The following is a 16,239-nucleotide window of genomic DNA, read 5'->3' on the forward strand; positions in this document are numbered from 1 at the left end:
CATTATAATAAGCTTAGGCTTAGCTTAAATAGTGCAAAAAATTTGAGATCTTAAGATTTTATGTGTGGTTTTAAAAAGCAACTTGTTTAATTGATCTAATATTTTTAAGAGCAAGGGATATGAAATGAGATTATCCCAAGCTCTATTTTAAAGTTTTTCTAATAACCCAAGCAACGCCCTTTTATACTCTAACGCCGTTGTTTCATCCTTGCCTTCAAAACGGCTGACTAAATACGGGGTGGTGTTGCTTGCGCGAATAAGCCCAAAACCATGTTCAAAAACCACTCTCACGCCATCAATACCGATGATTTCTTTGATTTTAGGGAAATGGCTTGGCGGGTTTTTAAGCGCTTCTTGTAAGTTGTGAATGATTTCAAATTTTTCTTCTTCGCTCACGGCGATTTTTTCTTCAGGCGTGGTGTAGGAATAGGGGAGGTTTTTAATGGTGTTTTCCAAATCGCTTGGGGTTTGTTCAAGCAATAATTCTAAAGCCCTTAAGCATGCATAAAGAGCGTCATCATAGCCAAAATAGCGCTCTTTAAAAAAGATATGCCCGCTCATTTCAGCCGCAAAATGCGCGTTGGTTTCTTTGAGCTTGATTTTTAAATTGCTGTGCCCGGTTTTATACATGAGCGTCTTGCCAAAAGTATTGATCATGTTATACATCACTTGGGAGCATTTGACTTCGCCTATCACAAAGGGGGTGATGCCTTGAGCATGCAAGCGTTTAGCGAATAAAATCGCTAATTCATCGCCCGCATAAATATGATGAGAGCTTAGCATCGCAATCCTATCCGCATCGCCATCAAAAGCAAAGCCTATAGAAATAGCGTTTTCTTGCATGTGTTTTTCTAGATCTTTTAAGTTTTTCGCTTCGCTAGGGTCTGGGTGGTGGTTAGGGAAATTCCCATCAGGATCGCTATAAAGGCTACTAAAATCAATGTTTAAAGCCTTTAAAATAGGTTCTAATCCTAACGCTCCCACGCCATTACCAAAATCCAGGGCGATTTTGTATTTAAGGTTTTTTAAATGTTTAAAATCCTTGATCAAATAGCGCTGATACGCTTCTAGGGCATTGGCTTTCTCTGGTGTTTCTTTTAGGGGTTTTATTTCATGCTTGGCGTTTAAAAGCGTGTCTTTTAAAGTCTGAATTTCCTTGCCATAAAACGGGTTTTGGTTGAGCGTGATTTTAAAGCCGTTGTATTCTTTGGGGTTGTGAGAGCCAGTGATCATGATGGAATTAGGGCATTGAATACCATTGATTTCATTAAAGGCCGCAAAATACGCTACCGGTGTAGGGATTAGCCCTAAATCATACACTTTCAAGCCGCTTGATTGCAGCCCTGCACTCAAAGCTTCAAACAAAAAGCGCCCATGCGTTCTCGCATCATGCCCTACAAACACGCTTTTATCGTATTCTCGCATGATTTTCCCTAACTCCACACCGATACTAAACGCACTCTTTTCATCTAAAGTGGTGGGGTAAATGCCCCTAATGTCGTATTCTCTAAAAATGCTAATGTCCATGTCATGACTCCTTGTTTTTGAATAAATTTAAACCCTGTTCGCATAAATTCTGCCATGCGTTTGTTTGATCTTTTTGCTTTAATTGAACGCATTTTTCTAAACTGGCTTTAGATTTCGCTTTTTGATTGGTTAAATCCAGTAGGCTTGATTGTAAATACAAGGCTTTTTGGTGATCTTCTAAAGAAAGCCTGCGGTTTAAAAGTTTGTCTAGCGTTTCTAACGCTTTTGAATAGTCTTTGGTGGTTCTGTAAGCGTCAATAAGGGCAAATTCACTAAAGGGCGTGTAAGAATAGTCTTTGTAAGCGTCTTGGAGTTTGAGCAAGCTTGTGGCATAAATTTTGACGCTTTTAGGGTCTTTTTCATTCTCTAGCAATTTAAAATAAACCAACGCCATGCGTTTATCGTCTTTGAAATGTTTTTCTAAAAACGCATACAAATTGAGAGCCAATTCTTTTTCATTGCTTTGCATGTAATCTGAAAATAAAACAAAAGCAATATCATAAAATTCTTTTTTATTTAAACTTTGAGCGAGGATTAAGGCGTCTTTAGAGGCCAGAGTGGAATTTTTAAAATCCCCTAAGCGGTAGTAATTGCGCCCCAAACGATAAAGCCATACCAATTTCTCGCTAGGGGTTTTAGCCGCTTTTAAAGCGTTTAGGGCAATGATTTGCGCTTTTTCTTTGAGCGATGCGAAATACAAGCAATCAAAGGCTTGGATTTCTTCTTTGGGGGTAAATGCAAAGGCGGTGATCTGGGATAAGTATTTTAAGGCTTCTTCGCAACGATGGTTCTCTAATGGGGTTTTAGCAAGGACATTGAGCGTTTTTTGGATCAAAGGAGAATCTTTAGGCAAATTTTTTTGCATGCCTAACACTTCAGCATAACGCTTATTTTCAAACAAGAGTTGGGCTTTCAATTCTAAAGCTTTTAGGGCTTCATTAGAATTAGGGAAATTTTGAATGATTTTATCATAATGGGCGATTTTTTCTTGCGTGTTCCCCTCCATGGAAAAAAGGGCTTTTTCATCGCGCGCCCTAACGACAGAGGCTTTATCCAATTCCGCATGATCTTGCAAATATTGCAGATTGTAAAGGTGGGCGTTCTTAAAGTCCTTGATCCTTGCATACAACGCCCCTAAATCATAGAGCGCTTGCTCTTTAGCTTTCACATCATCATCTTGATTGAGGAGCAAGTGAGCGATCTCAATCGCACTTGCATTCATCTGGTTTTTTTTCAATAACTTGAGCAAGTCTAGGGCTGATTCGCTATGCGTAGAAATATAATCTGGGTTGGATTGGACCACCTTATCAATGAGGTATTTAGCGTTATTAAAGTTTTGATAGTTTATCTCTGCTTCAGCCCAATTAAGCGCGATTTCACTCGCGCTCTCTTTGTCTTTGGCGTTGGAAAAAGCTTCTTTAAAAAGCATGTTAGCGCTGCTCAAATCAGAGCCTTCAGCCGCTTCAATGGCTAAACGCATTTGGGCTAAAGGCGCGTAGCGGGAATTTTTGTATTCTAAAAGAATGCGTTTGTAATAACGCATGGCCTGTTTGTAATTGTTGTTCTCGTCTAAAGCTTTGGCGACATAGTATAGCGCTTCAGGGATATTGGGATCAGTCGGGTAATTTTTAATCCACTTAGTGCCAATGTCTATGAGCAAGGATTTTTTAATGCCTAATTGGCCTAATGCGATAATTTCTAATAAATACAAATCTTTTTTAAACATCGTTTGAGGGTAGTTTTTAAACGCGCGGCTGATCGTGCGTAAAGCGTCAAAATAGGCTTGCGAATTGATTTGTTTTTTAGCCTCTAAATAAGCGTTTAAATCATAGCCCTTTGTGGTGAGTAGGGGTTTGTTATTCATGTCTAGCTCTTGAATGATAGGGGTTTGAGCGTCTTTAATGATAATGGGGAAATTCAAGCCTTTTTGAGCGTTGTCTTTTTCGCTCAAAAAAGGGATATTTTGATCATAGCCTATGATTTGCCACATTCTGGCTTTAGGATCGTTTTCCACAAAAAGGGGGATCGCTTTTTTATAATCCCTGTCAAAAGAAAAAAGGGTGAGTCTTCGCATCACTTTGGGTTTGATGTGTAAAATGAATTGTTGTTGGCGCATAGAATAGGTGATATTGAAAAAAGCGTTTTCTAAAGGGGTAAAACCCTCCTTAGGGATGGAGTCTATCACACATTCTATGGGGCGTTTAGCGTGTATAATGGATAAAGACGCTTCAATCCCACTTGGCGGTTTTTCATTAGCATAAAAACAAGAAAACGCCTTGTTGTGCCGTAAGGTTAAAACAGAAAAATCTTCCCCCCCTTCCTTGCCTTGCGTGAGCGTGAGGCTTAAGGCGTTGAGCGAATGGGAGAGCAAGCCCATTAAAAGAAAGATTTTTGACTTAAGCCACAAACTCTAAAAGCCCTCGCATCATAAAAACAGAGAACAAGCACGCTAACGCCATGGCAATAATGACCGTATAAATGGGCATGGTAGCGTTTTGGGTGTAAATATCGCTTTGAGCGTAGCTTTGTGAGGGCTTATTGAAAAACATCGCCACGAGCCAACGGAAATAATAAAACGCAGCCACCGCGCTATTAACTAACATCACCACCGCTAAAAGAATGTGATTGCTCTCTAAAGCGCTTTCAACGGCTAAAAATTTCCCCCAAAACACGCTAAAAGGCGGAATCCCTGCAAGCCCAAAAACAAAAATAGCACCCAAGATCGCCACTAAAGGGTGGGTTTTGATAAGGCCGTTGAATTTAGAATAGGGGTGATCGTAGCGTTCATCCCATGTTTTTTCCCGGCTTTTTAAGAGCCATAAAAGGCCAAAAGCCCCAATGTAAGTGAAGGCGAACATGAACCAATAAACAAACATCGCTTGTTGGCTATCTTCAGTGTGGATAAACACGCATGCTAAAGCGAACCCAGAATGCGAAATGGAGCTATAAGCGAGCATTCTTTTGACATCTTCTTGCCATAAAGCAATGAAATTAGGGATGGTGATAGTCATAAGAATCAAAACATAAAAAATGTCTTCTACCCAAGCGATGCGAGTGTCTATAAACGCCCCAAAAAGGCGAGTCGCTACCACAAAGCCAGCGATTTTAGGCACGATGGAAATATAGCTCGCAAAGACTGGGTTATTGCCCTCATACACATCAGGCATCCAGGTATGGAAAGGCACTAAAGAAACCTTAAAGCCAATCGCTCCAATCAAAAAAATAGCGCCCATCGCAAAGAGCATGGGGTTTGTAACGCCCTCAGTGTGTAAGTATAGGGTAATGACTTCAAGATTCAAGCTCCCTGTGAGCAAGTAAAAAGCCATCGCCCCCATAGCAAAAAACGCGCTCGCCATCGCCCCCATAGTGAAATACTTGATCCCTGCTTCCAAGCCGTAGCGTTTGTCGCTCAACGCCATTAACACACAAAGGGGTAAGGACGCTGTTTCTAACCCGATAAGGATTAACAATAAATGGTTGCTTGAAACCATGAACTGAAAGCCAGCAACAATAAACAAGTATAAGGAATAAAATTCAGCGGTTTGAAATTCGTTGAAGCGCTCTTTGGAAAGGGCTAAGAAAATGAGCAAAAAGGCTGAAATCAAGACAATGCTTTGAGAGATGAGCGAGAGAGTATCCAAGCTCAAAAAACCAAAAAAGGCGTTTTCTTGTTCTTCTAACCCTAAAACCACCAAAAAATCCAAAACCAAAAAGAGCATGCATAAAAACACATTCAAATTGCGTGAAAACCTGGAAGTGAAAGCGTTGATTAAGAGCGTGAAAATCCCCCCACACACCAACACCAACATGGGCAAAATGCTCTCAAAATTAAAGCTATCAAAAGAGATATGGAGACTATCTATTAACATAAGAGACCTCTTTTATCTTAGTGTCCAATGAACCTAAAAAAGGGAGCGAGCGGATTTCTATCATCTCTAAAAGCTGCTTAGAGCCTTGCTCAATCGGTTTTAAAAGGATTTTAGGATAAATCCCTAAAATCAAAATCAAAGCTAAAATCACGCTTAAAACCCCTACCTCACGAGCGTTCAAATCTTCAAACACGCTTATTTGATTGTTCCCGGCTTTCAAATTGCCAAAGAAGACATCTTTATATGATGTGAGCATGTAAACCGCTGAGAGGATGATGCTTGTTCCGGCAATGATAGCCAAAAGAGGGTAAGTGGCAAAAAACCCTAATAAGCTTAAAAACTCTCCCACAAAGCCAATGCTTAAAGGCATGCCCACATTCGCCATTAAAACGATCATAAAAAAGGCTGCAAAAATGGGAGCGCTTTTAGCGACTGATCCAAAGCGAGCGATTTCTAAACTGCTAGTGCGCTCTTCTAGGATACCAGCGAGTAAAAATAATCCCATGACGATAACGCCATGCGCAAACATCATAAACACCGCCCCTGAAATCCCCTCAACATTGAAAGAAAAAACCCCAAGCACCACGACTCCCATGTGCGAGAACGAGCTATAAGCGATGAGGGTTTTTAAATCTTTTTGAGCGTAGGCTAGAAAACCTCCATAAATGATCATGCAAAGTGCTGCAATGGCTATGGGGGTTAAATAAATTTCTGAAAGCTCAGGAAAAAGCGGGAGCAAGAAGCGTAATAGGGCGTAAGTCCCCATTTTAGAAAGCAAGGCTGAAAGCATGACAGAGCCTAAAGTAGGAGCGTTAGAATACGCATAAGGCAGCCATGTGTGTAAGGGAAAGAGCGGGATTTTAACCGCAATCCCTATTAAGAAAGCCACAAAGAGCCAGGTTTTAACCTCGCTAGAAAAGTTCAATTGATACCAGTCTAAAATATCAAAACTCATCATGCCGTAATTATTCGCATAGTCATGCCCAATGTATAAAATGCCTAAGAGCATGCATAATGACGCTAAAAAGGTGTAGAGGAAAAACTTCATGCCAGAATAGATTTTATGGTTACGGCCAAAACGACCGATGAGGTATAAAACCGGCAAGAGCGAGATTTCCCAAAAAGCGTAGAAAAAGATCATATTAAGAGAAGAAAACACGCCCATCAAAATCCCCTCTAACAACAAAAGACAGATCGCAAAGTCTTTACGACGCTCTTTGACATAAATCACACATAATAACACCACGATAGCGTTTAAGAGCAACAAAAAGAGCGCGATGCCATCAACGCCCACATGGTAATTCACACCAATTTGATAGATCAATTCCTTCATTTCTTCAAACTGCATGCTGGCTGTTTGAATATCAAACCCATGCCACAACAACAAGACTAATAACAATTCAATCAAAGCGATGACAATCGCATACGCCCTACTCGCTTGATCGCTCATAAAGAACGCTAATAGCGCGCTCAGCATGGGGAAAAAGATCACCACGCTTAAAAGATGCGCATGTAAAAACTGCATTTCTTATCTCCCAAAAAAAGCTACAAACGCTAATAAGATTAAAACCCCGGCCACCATGAAGCGTAGCATGGAAGTTAAATTCCCATCTTGACTGATCCTAAACACACGCCCTATGACAAAAACGCTTCTTCCTATAGCATCCACTATCGCATCAATGATCCTTAATTCCACGACTTGGTGCAAGAATGAAGCGATGGCGCTAAAAACTTTTGCAATCCCTTGATAGAGCTTAGGGATATAGTATTGGTTGAGCAAGAGCTTGTATAAAAAGTCCCCCTCTTTTTTGGAAGTGATACCATTTTTATATTTAAATATGGCATAGGCGATGCTCAATAACACCGCTATGGTGGTAATGCTGATTAAAAGAGCGAGCGGGACGGGATATTCTTCAGCACTAGGGATCACTTGAGAGATGAAATGGAAAAACGGCTCTTCAAAGAACCCGGCAATGACCGCTAAAACCCCTAATGGCAGCATGCTTAAAAGCATGAAATTTTGAGCCTCATGGGGGTGGTTGATGGCGTGCTGTTTGGGCGCAAAAAACACAAGCATGATGAGCCTAAAGCTATAAAAAGCGGTAAAGATCGCCCCGATTAGAAGCGCAAACCATAAAATATGGTGGTGCATCCCAAAAGCTACTTCTAAAATTTTGTCTTTAGAAAAGTATCCTGCGAAAGGGTAGATCCCGCACAAAGCCACTGAACCTATAATCATAAAGATAGCTGTGATCCTCATAGGCTTGTATAAAGCGCCCATTTTAGTAATATCCAGATTGTCTTCCATCGCATGCATGACATTCCCTGATCCTAAGAAAAGGAGGGATTTGAAAAACGCATGCGTAAAGAGATGGAAAAGCGCGATCGCATAAGCCCCAAGACCGGCCGCTACAAACATATAGCCTAATTGAGAAAGCGTAGAATAAGCCACAATACGCTTTAAATCCTTATTGACTAAAGCCATGCTCGCTCCAAAAAGAGCTACAAACGCCCCTAAGCATGCGATAAAATACCCCACTTCAAACACCGCACTATACAAAGGATTGGCTCTGATGACTAGATACACCCCAGCGGTTACCATCGTTGCTGCATGGATGAGAGCGGACACGGGGGTAGGCCCCTCCATAGCGTTGGCTAACCATGTGTGCATAGGAAATTGCGCGCTCTTCCCCATAGCGCCAATGAAAAGAAACACGCTAATATAAAAGAGCATGGAATAATCGGCGTTATTGAGCATGCTAAAGACTTCTTTATACTGGAGGGTGCCAAAATTCCAAAAGATCAAAATAATCCCCATGAGCATGCCTAAATCCGTGATTCGATTCATCACAAAGGCTTCAATAGAAGCGTTATTCGCGCTTGATTTATGATACCAAAAGCCAATGAGCAAGTAAGAGCATAGCCCCACCCCTTCCCAGCCAATGAAAAGCCCTAAAAAATTATCGCTCAACACCAACACCAGCATGGAAAACACAAAGCCGCTGAGGTAGGAAAAATAGCGGTTAAACCCTGCGTCATGCTCCATATAGCCTATAGAATACACATGCACTAAAAAAGAAACTAAAGTTACCACGACAATCATGACCGCATTGATATTATCCAGCATGAGAGAAAAGCCGACTTTAAAATTCCCTACCACGATCCAGTCAAACAAGTATTTTTCATAGCTTTGATGGTGCCATGCTTGAATGAAAAGAACCACAGCGCCAACGAAAGAAACCAGCACGCACAAAGAATTGAAAACGCCCACATGCAACGCTTTAGCTTTAGCCCCAAACAGCCCCGCATAAAGCGCGCCGATTAAAGGCAAAAATAACACCACTGACAGCAAAGAAGAATATTGCATGCTCAACCTTTCATAGCGTTTAAAGAATCAATATCTAAGCTCTTGAATTTCTTAAACCACAAAATCACCAAGCCCAAACCAATAGCCACCTCACTAGCGGCAATAGAGATAATAAAGAGTGCAAACATCTGCCCGTCTAAATTATGCGTGTATTTAGAGATCGCTACAAAACCGATATTGATCGCATTGAGCATGATTTCTGTAGAAAAAAAGAGTAACAGAATGTTTTTGCGTTTCAGCATGCCCGCTAAGCCAATGCAAAAGAGCAACCCTGAAACAATCAAATAGTGGTTTAACCCTATCATAGAGATTCCTTTATAAATTGCGTGTGATTTTTCCCATGGATTTTTTGAATCCCTGTAGCGATGCCTCCAACCATAGCGACTAAAAGCATTAAAGCCGCCGCTTCAAAAGGGATGAGATAATTGGTAAAAAGCACATAACCAATCGCTTTAATGTTGGGGATTTGCGCATCAATAGCGTTGGAATTGACTTGATTAGAAAGGTTTTCGCCAATGCTAGGAGCGCTTAAAATCAAGGTGAGCAACAGCGCCACGCCAAATGAAAGAACGCACAAGATTTTAGGGCTTTGCTTGCGTTCAATGACTTCTGCAGCGGAGTTGAAAAACATCATGCCAAACGCATACATCACAATGACCGCGCCCACATACACCGTGATTTGCACCACGCCCAAAAACTCAGCGTCTAGCAAAAAGAAAAAAGCAGAGATAAAAACCATGCTGCTAGCGAGAGCGGTAATGGCATAGAGAATATTCGTGGTGGTGATCACCACTAACGCCATGCTCAAAGTAAGGATCGCAAAGAAATAAAAGGCAATGGTTTCAAACATTTTCATCTCCCTTATGGCTTTCTGGGTTTGTTGGAGACTCTTCTTGTGATTCTTCTTTTGAAGGCTCTTGGACATAATCTAAAGGGGTGGCTTGCATGCGTTCATTGTAATTAGGGCTTACCGCACCAAAGCCTAAAAACTCGGCATGCGAGCAGTTTTTAGCGTCTTGTTCGCTCGTTAAGAACTCGCTTTTAGAGCCGTATTGGGAGCGTTGGGTGCTGGCGTTTTCAAACCGATTCCCCATAACAATCGCTAATTCTGGGCAAACTTCCGCGCACAACCCGCAATAAATGCAACGCCCCAAATTGATCGTGTAAGAGTCAATCTTTTTGCGGTTGTCTTCGCCCTTATGCGTGATGATCCTTATGCAATTGCTCGTGCAAATCTTTTCGCACAGCCCACAACCGATACACCTTTCAGAGCCTGAGTCTAAAAGCCGTTGCAAGTGATGCACCGCACGATAACGAGGGCTTAAAGGGAGTTGCTCCATAGGGTAATGGATGGTTACGCTTGGGCTAAAAAATTCCTTGATCGTAAGCCCTAACCCTTTGAATAGATCCAAACCCAAGCTTGTTTTAACGGTGTCTTTAAGCTGCTCGGTCGTGCTATGGACTTCGGCTCGTTTAGGAAGTTGCTTGTATTCTTGTTTGGCCATAAAACCTCCTTTAAATTAAAATGATAATGCCCGTTAGCACGATGTTCAATAACGCTAAAGGCAGCATGATTTTCCAGCACATATCCATCAGTTGGTCTGGGCGCACATGCGGATAAGTCGCTCTAACCCACATGGATAAAAAGACAAAAAAGCCCGCTTTAATTAAAATCGCTATGCCTCCAGGGATAAAGCCCCATGCGTTAAACCCACCAAAAAACACAATAGAAATCACAAAAGAAAAAGCGAATAAATGCGCGTATTCCGCTAAAAAGAACATGCCCCATTTCAAGCCGCTGTATTCAGTGCAATACCCTGCTACAATCTCGGCTTCATGCTCTAACAAGTCAAAGGGGGTTCGATTCAATTCAGCGTAACTTGCGATCAAAAACAAAACAAACGCTAGAGGCTGCTTAAACACAAGCCAGTCTAAAAACCCACCGCTTTGGTAATGATTGATTTCCACTAAAGAGAGCGATCCTACTACCATTAAGGGGGCTAGAATGGTTAAAGTGCTGACCACTTCAAAGCTGAGCAGTTGGATCGTCGCTCTTGCGGAGCCAATTAAAGAGTATTTGTTATTAGAAGCAAGCCCGGCTAAAATAGGCGCATAAATCCCTGCTGAACCCACGGCTAAGAAAAACAAAAAGCCAATGTTGATGTCAGAAATAAGGGGCTTGATTTCATAGCCAAACAGAGTGAAATTAGGGAAAAAGGGGATGGGCGCCATGGACACAAACGCGCTCACCATCGCAATAATGGGTGCTAGCGTGAAAATGAATTTATTTGCGCCTTGGGGGATAATGTCTTCTTTAGTGAAAAGCTTAATGCCGTCTGCTGCGACTTGCAAAAGCCCAAAAGGCCCCACATAACAAGGCCCTAAACGGCGTTGGAAATAGGCTAACACTTTCCTTTCAATATAAGTGGCAAAGCCTCCTAAAGCCGAAAAAACAGCGACTAAAATCAAAATTTTAATCAAGGTTTCAATGATATAAGCGCTCATGCTTGCTCCTTTAAATCCACGCTATCAAACACACCCTCTCTAAAAAAGCCAGAATGGTTTTTCAAAAGAGAAGGCGAGATGACAAACACTTCCTGATCCAAGCTCTCATCAAGATACAAAACGCCTGTTAATTCCTCTTCTTCTTTAGATAAAGTGATGTTTTGCCCCACTTCTTTATTCAATTTTTTTAAGAAAGCTTTAGACACATAGACACCGGCTTTTAATTGCAAATTCTCGCTTTTATTAGTAGCGTTATTGAATTGCGTTTCTGGGTATTTTAAATACGCGTTGAAAGCGATTTTTTCTTTTAAAGGCTTGATAGGCTCGCATTCTGTGGTTTCGCATTCTTTAGCGCTCTTTTCAAAATGGCTTGTTCCTAATAGATAGCCTCTGTGATTGACCCTGTCATTAGTGAAATAGTTGGTTAAATGATCAAATTCTATGGCTTTAAAGCCCGCTTCTGTAGGGAGTTTGCGGGTGCATTCTGTGAGATTTTCTTCCACAAAGCCAAAGCCTTGCATAATATCGCTCAAGTCATAGCCCTCAAACCTTAAAGCCGGTTTTAAGGGCAACACACGCCCTTCAACATTAGTGATCGTGCCTTCTAGCTGGTTGAGACTGGGCAAAATAAAATCCACTTTACTCACAGCGTCTTTCCCAAAAACCCTATCATCGCTATTGATAGTGAAATCCCCTTGAGCGCGAATGCCTACGATTTTTTCATGTTCAAAAACTTCTTCGCTCAATTGACAAATGGAGGCGATGCCTAAAGCGTTCGCGCTTGGAGGGATAAGAATGAGTTTAACAGCGCTTTTTTGGGCTAACAAACGCAACATTTTAGCGATATTGTGGGCTTGTTTGTGGCTATAAATTTCTTCGCCAACCACCAGCAAGGTGTTATTTGATTTTTGCAAAAGAGCGAGAATTTTTTCATAAGTTTCTAAATTGATGCCCGCTTCTTCAAGCAACAAATAAGTGGTTTTGGTAGGGACTTCAATTTTTTCTTCTTTAACCTCTGTCTTGTTTTCTTCTTGATTTTCTTTTGGGGCAGCTGCTTCTGTTTTATCCTCTTCTTGATTTTCTGCCTTATTTTCTCCAATACTGCACCCTTGCTCGGCTTGTTCTAAAGCTTTTTTTCGCTCTTCTTCTAAGGCTTTAAGAGCCGCTTCATCCACAATGTTTTGCTTGGAATCTTCTAAGCTTTTTAGAGCCGCGCTTTCAATGTTAAGCATTTTTAAAAGCATGCCTAAAAGGATTTCTTCAGCCCCCACTTCATGGGTGATGCAAAAAGAGCTTCGACACAAATTCGCTAGCGCATTATCCTTAATAGGGTGCATAGCGATCAAAGAAGCTTTATTGAGTTTGAGAGCGTTATTAATAGCATAGCGCACCAAAGGGTTTTCTGTTTTGATAGAAGATCCGATTGTAACGACTAAATGAGAAGTTTTAATCTCTTCAATACTGGGGCGTTTAACTTCGCCCAATACTTTTAAGAATTGCTGGAAACGATACGCTTCTTGATTGTAGATTTTAAAATCAAGCTCTTTTCTTAAACGCTCTATTAAAAACGCCTCTTCATTCGTAATATCCCCACCTATTCGCACCGCTTCGCATTCTTTGAGGGCGTTTTGCACTTCTTTAAGATTAGCACTGCCTTTAGGGCTAGAGCTCACGTCAAAAGCGAAACGGCCTGCCCCACAAATAGGGTTATGATAAAAATCATTAAGCACCCTAAAAATCTTAGATTCTTCGCCTAGAGTATCAAAATGGCGCACATCATAAGAAATCAAACACCCGGCCGAGCAATGCGAACAAGTAGAATGGATCTTTTTGAGTTCCCATGCGTTAGCCGTGTAAGCGAAATCTTTATAGCTCAAAGCGCCCACAGGGCATACCGCAATGCATTCCCCGCAATCATAACAAGGCACACTGCCCACAAAAGAAATAATGCCTTTTTGCTTACGACTCCACACGCTAAAAGCGTCTTTGGACATGCTGTCTTTAAATTTATCCGGAGCATGCAAATCGGCTTTAGTGGCTTTGAGGTTGTTTTCGCCCACATTGTCCTTGCAAGTGGTTACGCACCTTTCGCACATGATGCACAAATTAGGATCATACAAGGCTTTTGCCCATGAATCTAGCACTTTAAAATCATCAGCCACCGCATAGGGTTGGTGCTCCACGCCGGTTAAATGCGTCATGTCTTGCAATTCGCACTCCCCGCTCTTATCGCACACGCCACACTCTAGGGGGTGGTTGACATCATAAGTTTGCATGATGCTTTTTCTTTCATCCATGAGCGTTGGGGTGTTAGTGAGAATGGTGGCATTGTTTTTGGCTTTCGTGTTGCAGCTATAAATGCGTTTGCCATCCATTTCAACCATGCACATTTTGCATGCGACTGTGGGCGAGCAACCGCTTAAATAGCAAATGGTAGGGATGTAGATCCCAGCGCTCCTAGCAGCCTCTAAAACGCTTTGTCCCTCTTGGCATTCAATTATTTTGCCATTGATATTCATTGTGATCATGAAATTCCTTGAGAGTGGGATAAAATAGGGATATAAGGGTAAGCGTCAAAAAACGCCCCTTCTAAAATCGCAATCAAGCCCTTCAAATGGGGGCTTTCTTCTAACTCGCATTCTAGCGTTTTATTTAAGATTTGAAACTTTGCTTTAGAATGCTTAATCTTGTTAGCGATCTTAAATTGCTTGGAAAAAGACAATTTAGGGGTTTCAAGGCTCTTGTAAGAAACATAGACAAACGAGCCGTTAGCCTCACCCATTCGCTCTAAAAGCTCTAAATCTTTTGATTGAAGCTCTGATTCAAAAGGCAAAATACCCTCTTTTAGGGCTGTTTCTAGCAGCCATTCTTGATCTTTAGAATCATAAAAAGTGGCCGTTGCACTTGAATCATTGCAAGGGATATGCAAAATTTCTAGGTAATTTTGCAACTCGCTTAAAAGGGTGTATAAAAAAGCGTTGTCAGCATGCTTAGTGATTTCTCTATTTAAAACAAGCACCCTTTTTTTCGCTTTAACAATAAGCGCGATAAGATCTTGCAATTCTTCTTCGCTCATGTTCGCTTCAGAGCTTAAATACCCCACATCTATTTTTTCTAAAACATGCCCTTTTAATCGGGAAGTTTGTTCCAAAATACCCCTTAAAATCAAGGCCAAAATCGCCGCTTCCGTGTGGATTTCATACGACGCAAAAAGGCAATTTTCTTGCAAGTCTCTTGTATCTTGTAAGGGTCTTAACAAGGCGTAGGGGAGTTTTAATTGGTTAATGCTTCCTAAAATCCATCGTTCATTTTCATTCAAACAAGCGTTTGAAAACCCCCCAAACAAAACGCACAAATCGCTTTTTTCTAAAAGGTTTAAGCTATCTTCGCTCAATTTGTAATTGATTTCAAACCCTTTTTGAAGAGATAATTTTTCTAAATAATAGGCTTCTTTCAAACTAATTGAAGAGCTTGTGCTTAAGGGAGAATTTAAGGGGTTAAAGCCGCTCAAAATCAAGCCTTTTTTCTCACGACAATCGTCCAATCCGCTTGATTGAAACGCAAAGAATTGAGAAGCTCATGCCCTTTAGATTGGATAAATTCAGCGCTCTTAGGGATGTTAGAAAAATCCCCCACTTCAAACATGAAAATAGCGACTTCATTAGGTTGCATTTCTTTTTCAATCAATTCTTCTAAGCGTTCAAAAATACCCGCTTTTAAGGGGCGTAAATCAAAGCGTTTCATCTATCCACCTCGCCAAACACCGCATTGGTTGAGCCAATCACGGTTACTGCATCCGCTAAATATTGCCCCACTAAAATGTCGCTTAAAGCCCCAATGTGATAAAAGCTAGGGGCTCTGATTTTTAGTCTATGAGGATACGGCTCGCCCTCTGAATGGATAAAAAACCCTAATTCCCCTTTGGGGCTTTCTGTGGGGGCATACACTTCCCCAACGGGCGGGCGCATGCCTTGAGCCACTAAAACAAAATGCTGCATCAAGGCGTAGTTTTGCGTCATTATATCTTCTTTAGGGGCGGAAATATAATGCGGGTTTTGAGCCATGATAGGCGTATCGGTTTTAGCATACATGGGAATGAGTTGTTCAATGATGCGAATGCTTTCATCAATTTCTAACATATACAAACAATACCGATCATAACTATCGCCATAATTGCCCACCGGCACATCAAAATCAAGCTCTTTATAAAGCTCATAAGGCTCTTCTTTTCTAATATCATAAGCGATCCCAGTCCCTCTTAACATGATACCGCTCATGCCCCAACTTTGTGCCATTTTTGGCGTTACAACGCCCACATTTTCCAAGCGCATCCGCCAAATGCGATTTTTATCCAATAAGCCTTGAATGAGTTTTTTGCATTCCCTCATTTCGCCTAAAAATTTTCTTAAGCCTTCTAACCAATTAGGGGGTAAATCTAAAGGCACGCCCCCAATCCTTATAGCGTTATGCGTGAGCCTGGCCCCGCAATAATCCTCCATCAAATCCAAGCCGTATTCCCTCGTTTTAAATGCATACAAAAACACGCTCATCGCCCCCACATCTAAAGCATGCACGCTGATAAAAAAGATGTGTGAAATCATGCGGTTAAGCTCTAGTAAAATCGTGCGGATCACTTGCGCTCGGCGTGGGATTTCTAAATTGAGCAAGGTCTCTACCGCATAAGCGTAAGCGTAATTATTGCTGGTAGAAGAAGTGTAATCCAATCTGTCGGTAGTGGGCATGTATTCGTTATAGGTCATGTTTTCGCCTAACTTTTCACAGCCTCTATGCAAGTAGCCAATTTCAGGGGTAGCCTTAATGATTTTTTCGCCCTCTAATTCCAAAATCAAGCGCAATTGCCCATGGCTACTGGGGTGTTGAGGGCCAAAGTTTAAAATCATTTGGTTGTCGTCATGTTCAAAAATGATGTTTTCAAACTGAGGGTTGAGTTTCGTGAAATTTTGAGCCATT

The 16,239-nt window shown here is 41.4% G+C and carries 13 protein-coding genes; all 13 read right to left on the reverse strand.

All coding sequences use genetic code 11. The annotated features are described in order from the left end of the window. Nucleotides 1-147: 147 nt before the first annotated feature. Genes KX581_RS05310 through nuoD form a run of 13 tightly spaced genes read right to left on the reverse strand, consistent with a single transcriptional unit; the run spans nucleotide 148 to nucleotide 16,238 of the window. Nucleotides 148-1,527: a phosphomannomutase/phosphoglucomutase gene (locus KX581_RS05310; RefSeq protein ID WP_231175776.1), complete on the reverse strand. Its 1,380-nt coding sequence runs from the start codon at nucleotides 1,525-1,527 to the stop codon at nucleotides 148-150. A 1-nt stretch (nucleotide 1,528) separates the two neighbouring features. After that, the gene (locus tag KX581_RS05315; protein WP_231175777.1) at nucleotides 1,529-3,934 is read right to left on the reverse strand and encodes a DUF7494 domain-containing protein; all 2,406 of its coding nucleotides are present in this window, start codon (nucleotides 3,932-3,934) and stop codon (nucleotides 1,529-1,531) included. Further along, entirely contained in the window at nucleotides 3,924-5,396 is a 1,473-nt protein-coding gene (gene nuoN / locus KX581_RS05320; protein ID WP_231175778.1) for an NADH-quinone oxidoreductase subunit NuoN, read from the reverse strand. Before nuoN ends, KX581_RS05315 begins: the two co-directional genes overlap by 11 nt. After that, the gene (locus KX581_RS05325) at nucleotides 5,383-6,921 is read right to left on the reverse strand and encodes an NADH-quinone oxidoreductase subunit M (protein ID WP_231175779.1); all 1,539 of its coding nucleotides are present in this window, start codon (nucleotides 6,919-6,921) and stop codon (nucleotides 5,383-5,385) included. Before KX581_RS05325 ends, nuoN begins: the two co-directional genes overlap by 14 nt. 3 nt (nucleotides 6,922-6,924) lie before the next feature. Next, nucleotides 6,925-8,763, reverse strand: coding sequence for an NADH-quinone oxidoreductase subunit L (nuoL, locus tag KX581_RS05330; protein ID WP_231175780.1), 1,839 nt, complete (start codon nucleotides 8,761-8,763; stop codon nucleotides 6,925-6,927). A 2-nt stretch (nucleotides 8,764-8,765) separates the two neighbouring features. Continuing rightward, nucleotides 8,766-9,068 (reverse strand): NADH-quinone oxidoreductase subunit NuoK, encoded by a 303-nt coding sequence (gene nuoK, locus KX581_RS05335; RefSeq protein ID WP_000579761.1) that lies wholly within the window; start codon nucleotides 9,066-9,068, stop codon nucleotides 8,766-8,768. Next, nucleotides 9,065-9,613 carry an NADH-quinone oxidoreductase subunit J gene (locus KX581_RS05340; protein ID WP_000464195.1) on the reverse strand — a complete coding sequence of 183 codons (549 nt, stop codon included), beginning with the start codon at nucleotides 9,611-9,613 and terminating at the stop codon, nucleotides 9,065-9,067. Before KX581_RS05340 ends, nuoK begins: the two co-directional genes overlap by 4 nt. Further along, nucleotides 9,606-10,268 (reverse strand): NADH-quinone oxidoreductase subunit NuoI, encoded by a 663-nt coding sequence (nuoI, locus tag KX581_RS05345; protein WP_231175781.1) that lies wholly within the window; start codon nucleotides 10,266-10,268, stop codon nucleotides 9,606-9,608. Before nuoI ends, KX581_RS05340 begins: the two co-directional genes overlap by 8 nt. Nucleotides 10,269-10,278: 10 nt before the next feature. Further along, entirely contained in the window at nucleotides 10,279-11,268 is a 990-nt protein-coding gene (gene nuoH / locus KX581_RS05350; protein ID WP_001277308.1) for an NADH-quinone oxidoreductase subunit NuoH, read from the reverse strand. Further along, nucleotides 11,265-13,796 (reverse strand): NADH-quinone oxidoreductase subunit G, encoded by a 2,532-nt coding sequence (locus KX581_RS05355; protein ID WP_231175782.1) that lies wholly within the window; start codon nucleotides 13,794-13,796, stop codon nucleotides 11,265-11,267. The genes nuoH and KX581_RS05355 overlap by 4 nt, the downstream gene beginning before the upstream one ends. Then, nucleotides 13,793-14,779, reverse strand: a complete 987-nt coding sequence (locus KX581_RS05360; protein ID WP_231175783.1) for a hypothetical protein — start codon at nucleotides 14,777-14,779, stop codon at nucleotides 13,793-13,795. The genes KX581_RS05355 and KX581_RS05360 overlap by 4 nt, the downstream gene beginning before the upstream one ends. Before the next feature lie 2 nt (nucleotides 14,780-14,781). Continuing rightward, complete coding sequence (locus tag KX581_RS05365) at nucleotides 14,782-15,012, reverse strand: NADH-ubiquinone oxidoreductase subunit E family protein (protein WP_000819168.1); 231 nt, start codon at nucleotides 15,010-15,012, stop codon at nucleotides 14,782-14,784. Then, nucleotides 15,009-16,238: an NADH dehydrogenase (quinone) subunit D gene (nuoD, locus tag KX581_RS05370; protein ID WP_000068247.1), complete on the reverse strand. Its 1,230-nt coding sequence runs from the start codon at nucleotides 16,236-16,238 to the stop codon at nucleotides 15,009-15,011. Before nuoD ends, KX581_RS05365 begins: the two co-directional genes overlap by 4 nt. Nucleotide 16,239 lies beyond the last annotated feature (1 nt).

Source organism: Helicobacter pylori, from assembly GCF_021062735.1.
GTDB lineage: Bacteria > Campylobacterota > Campylobacteria > Campylobacterales > Helicobacteraceae > Helicobacter > Helicobacter pylori_DN.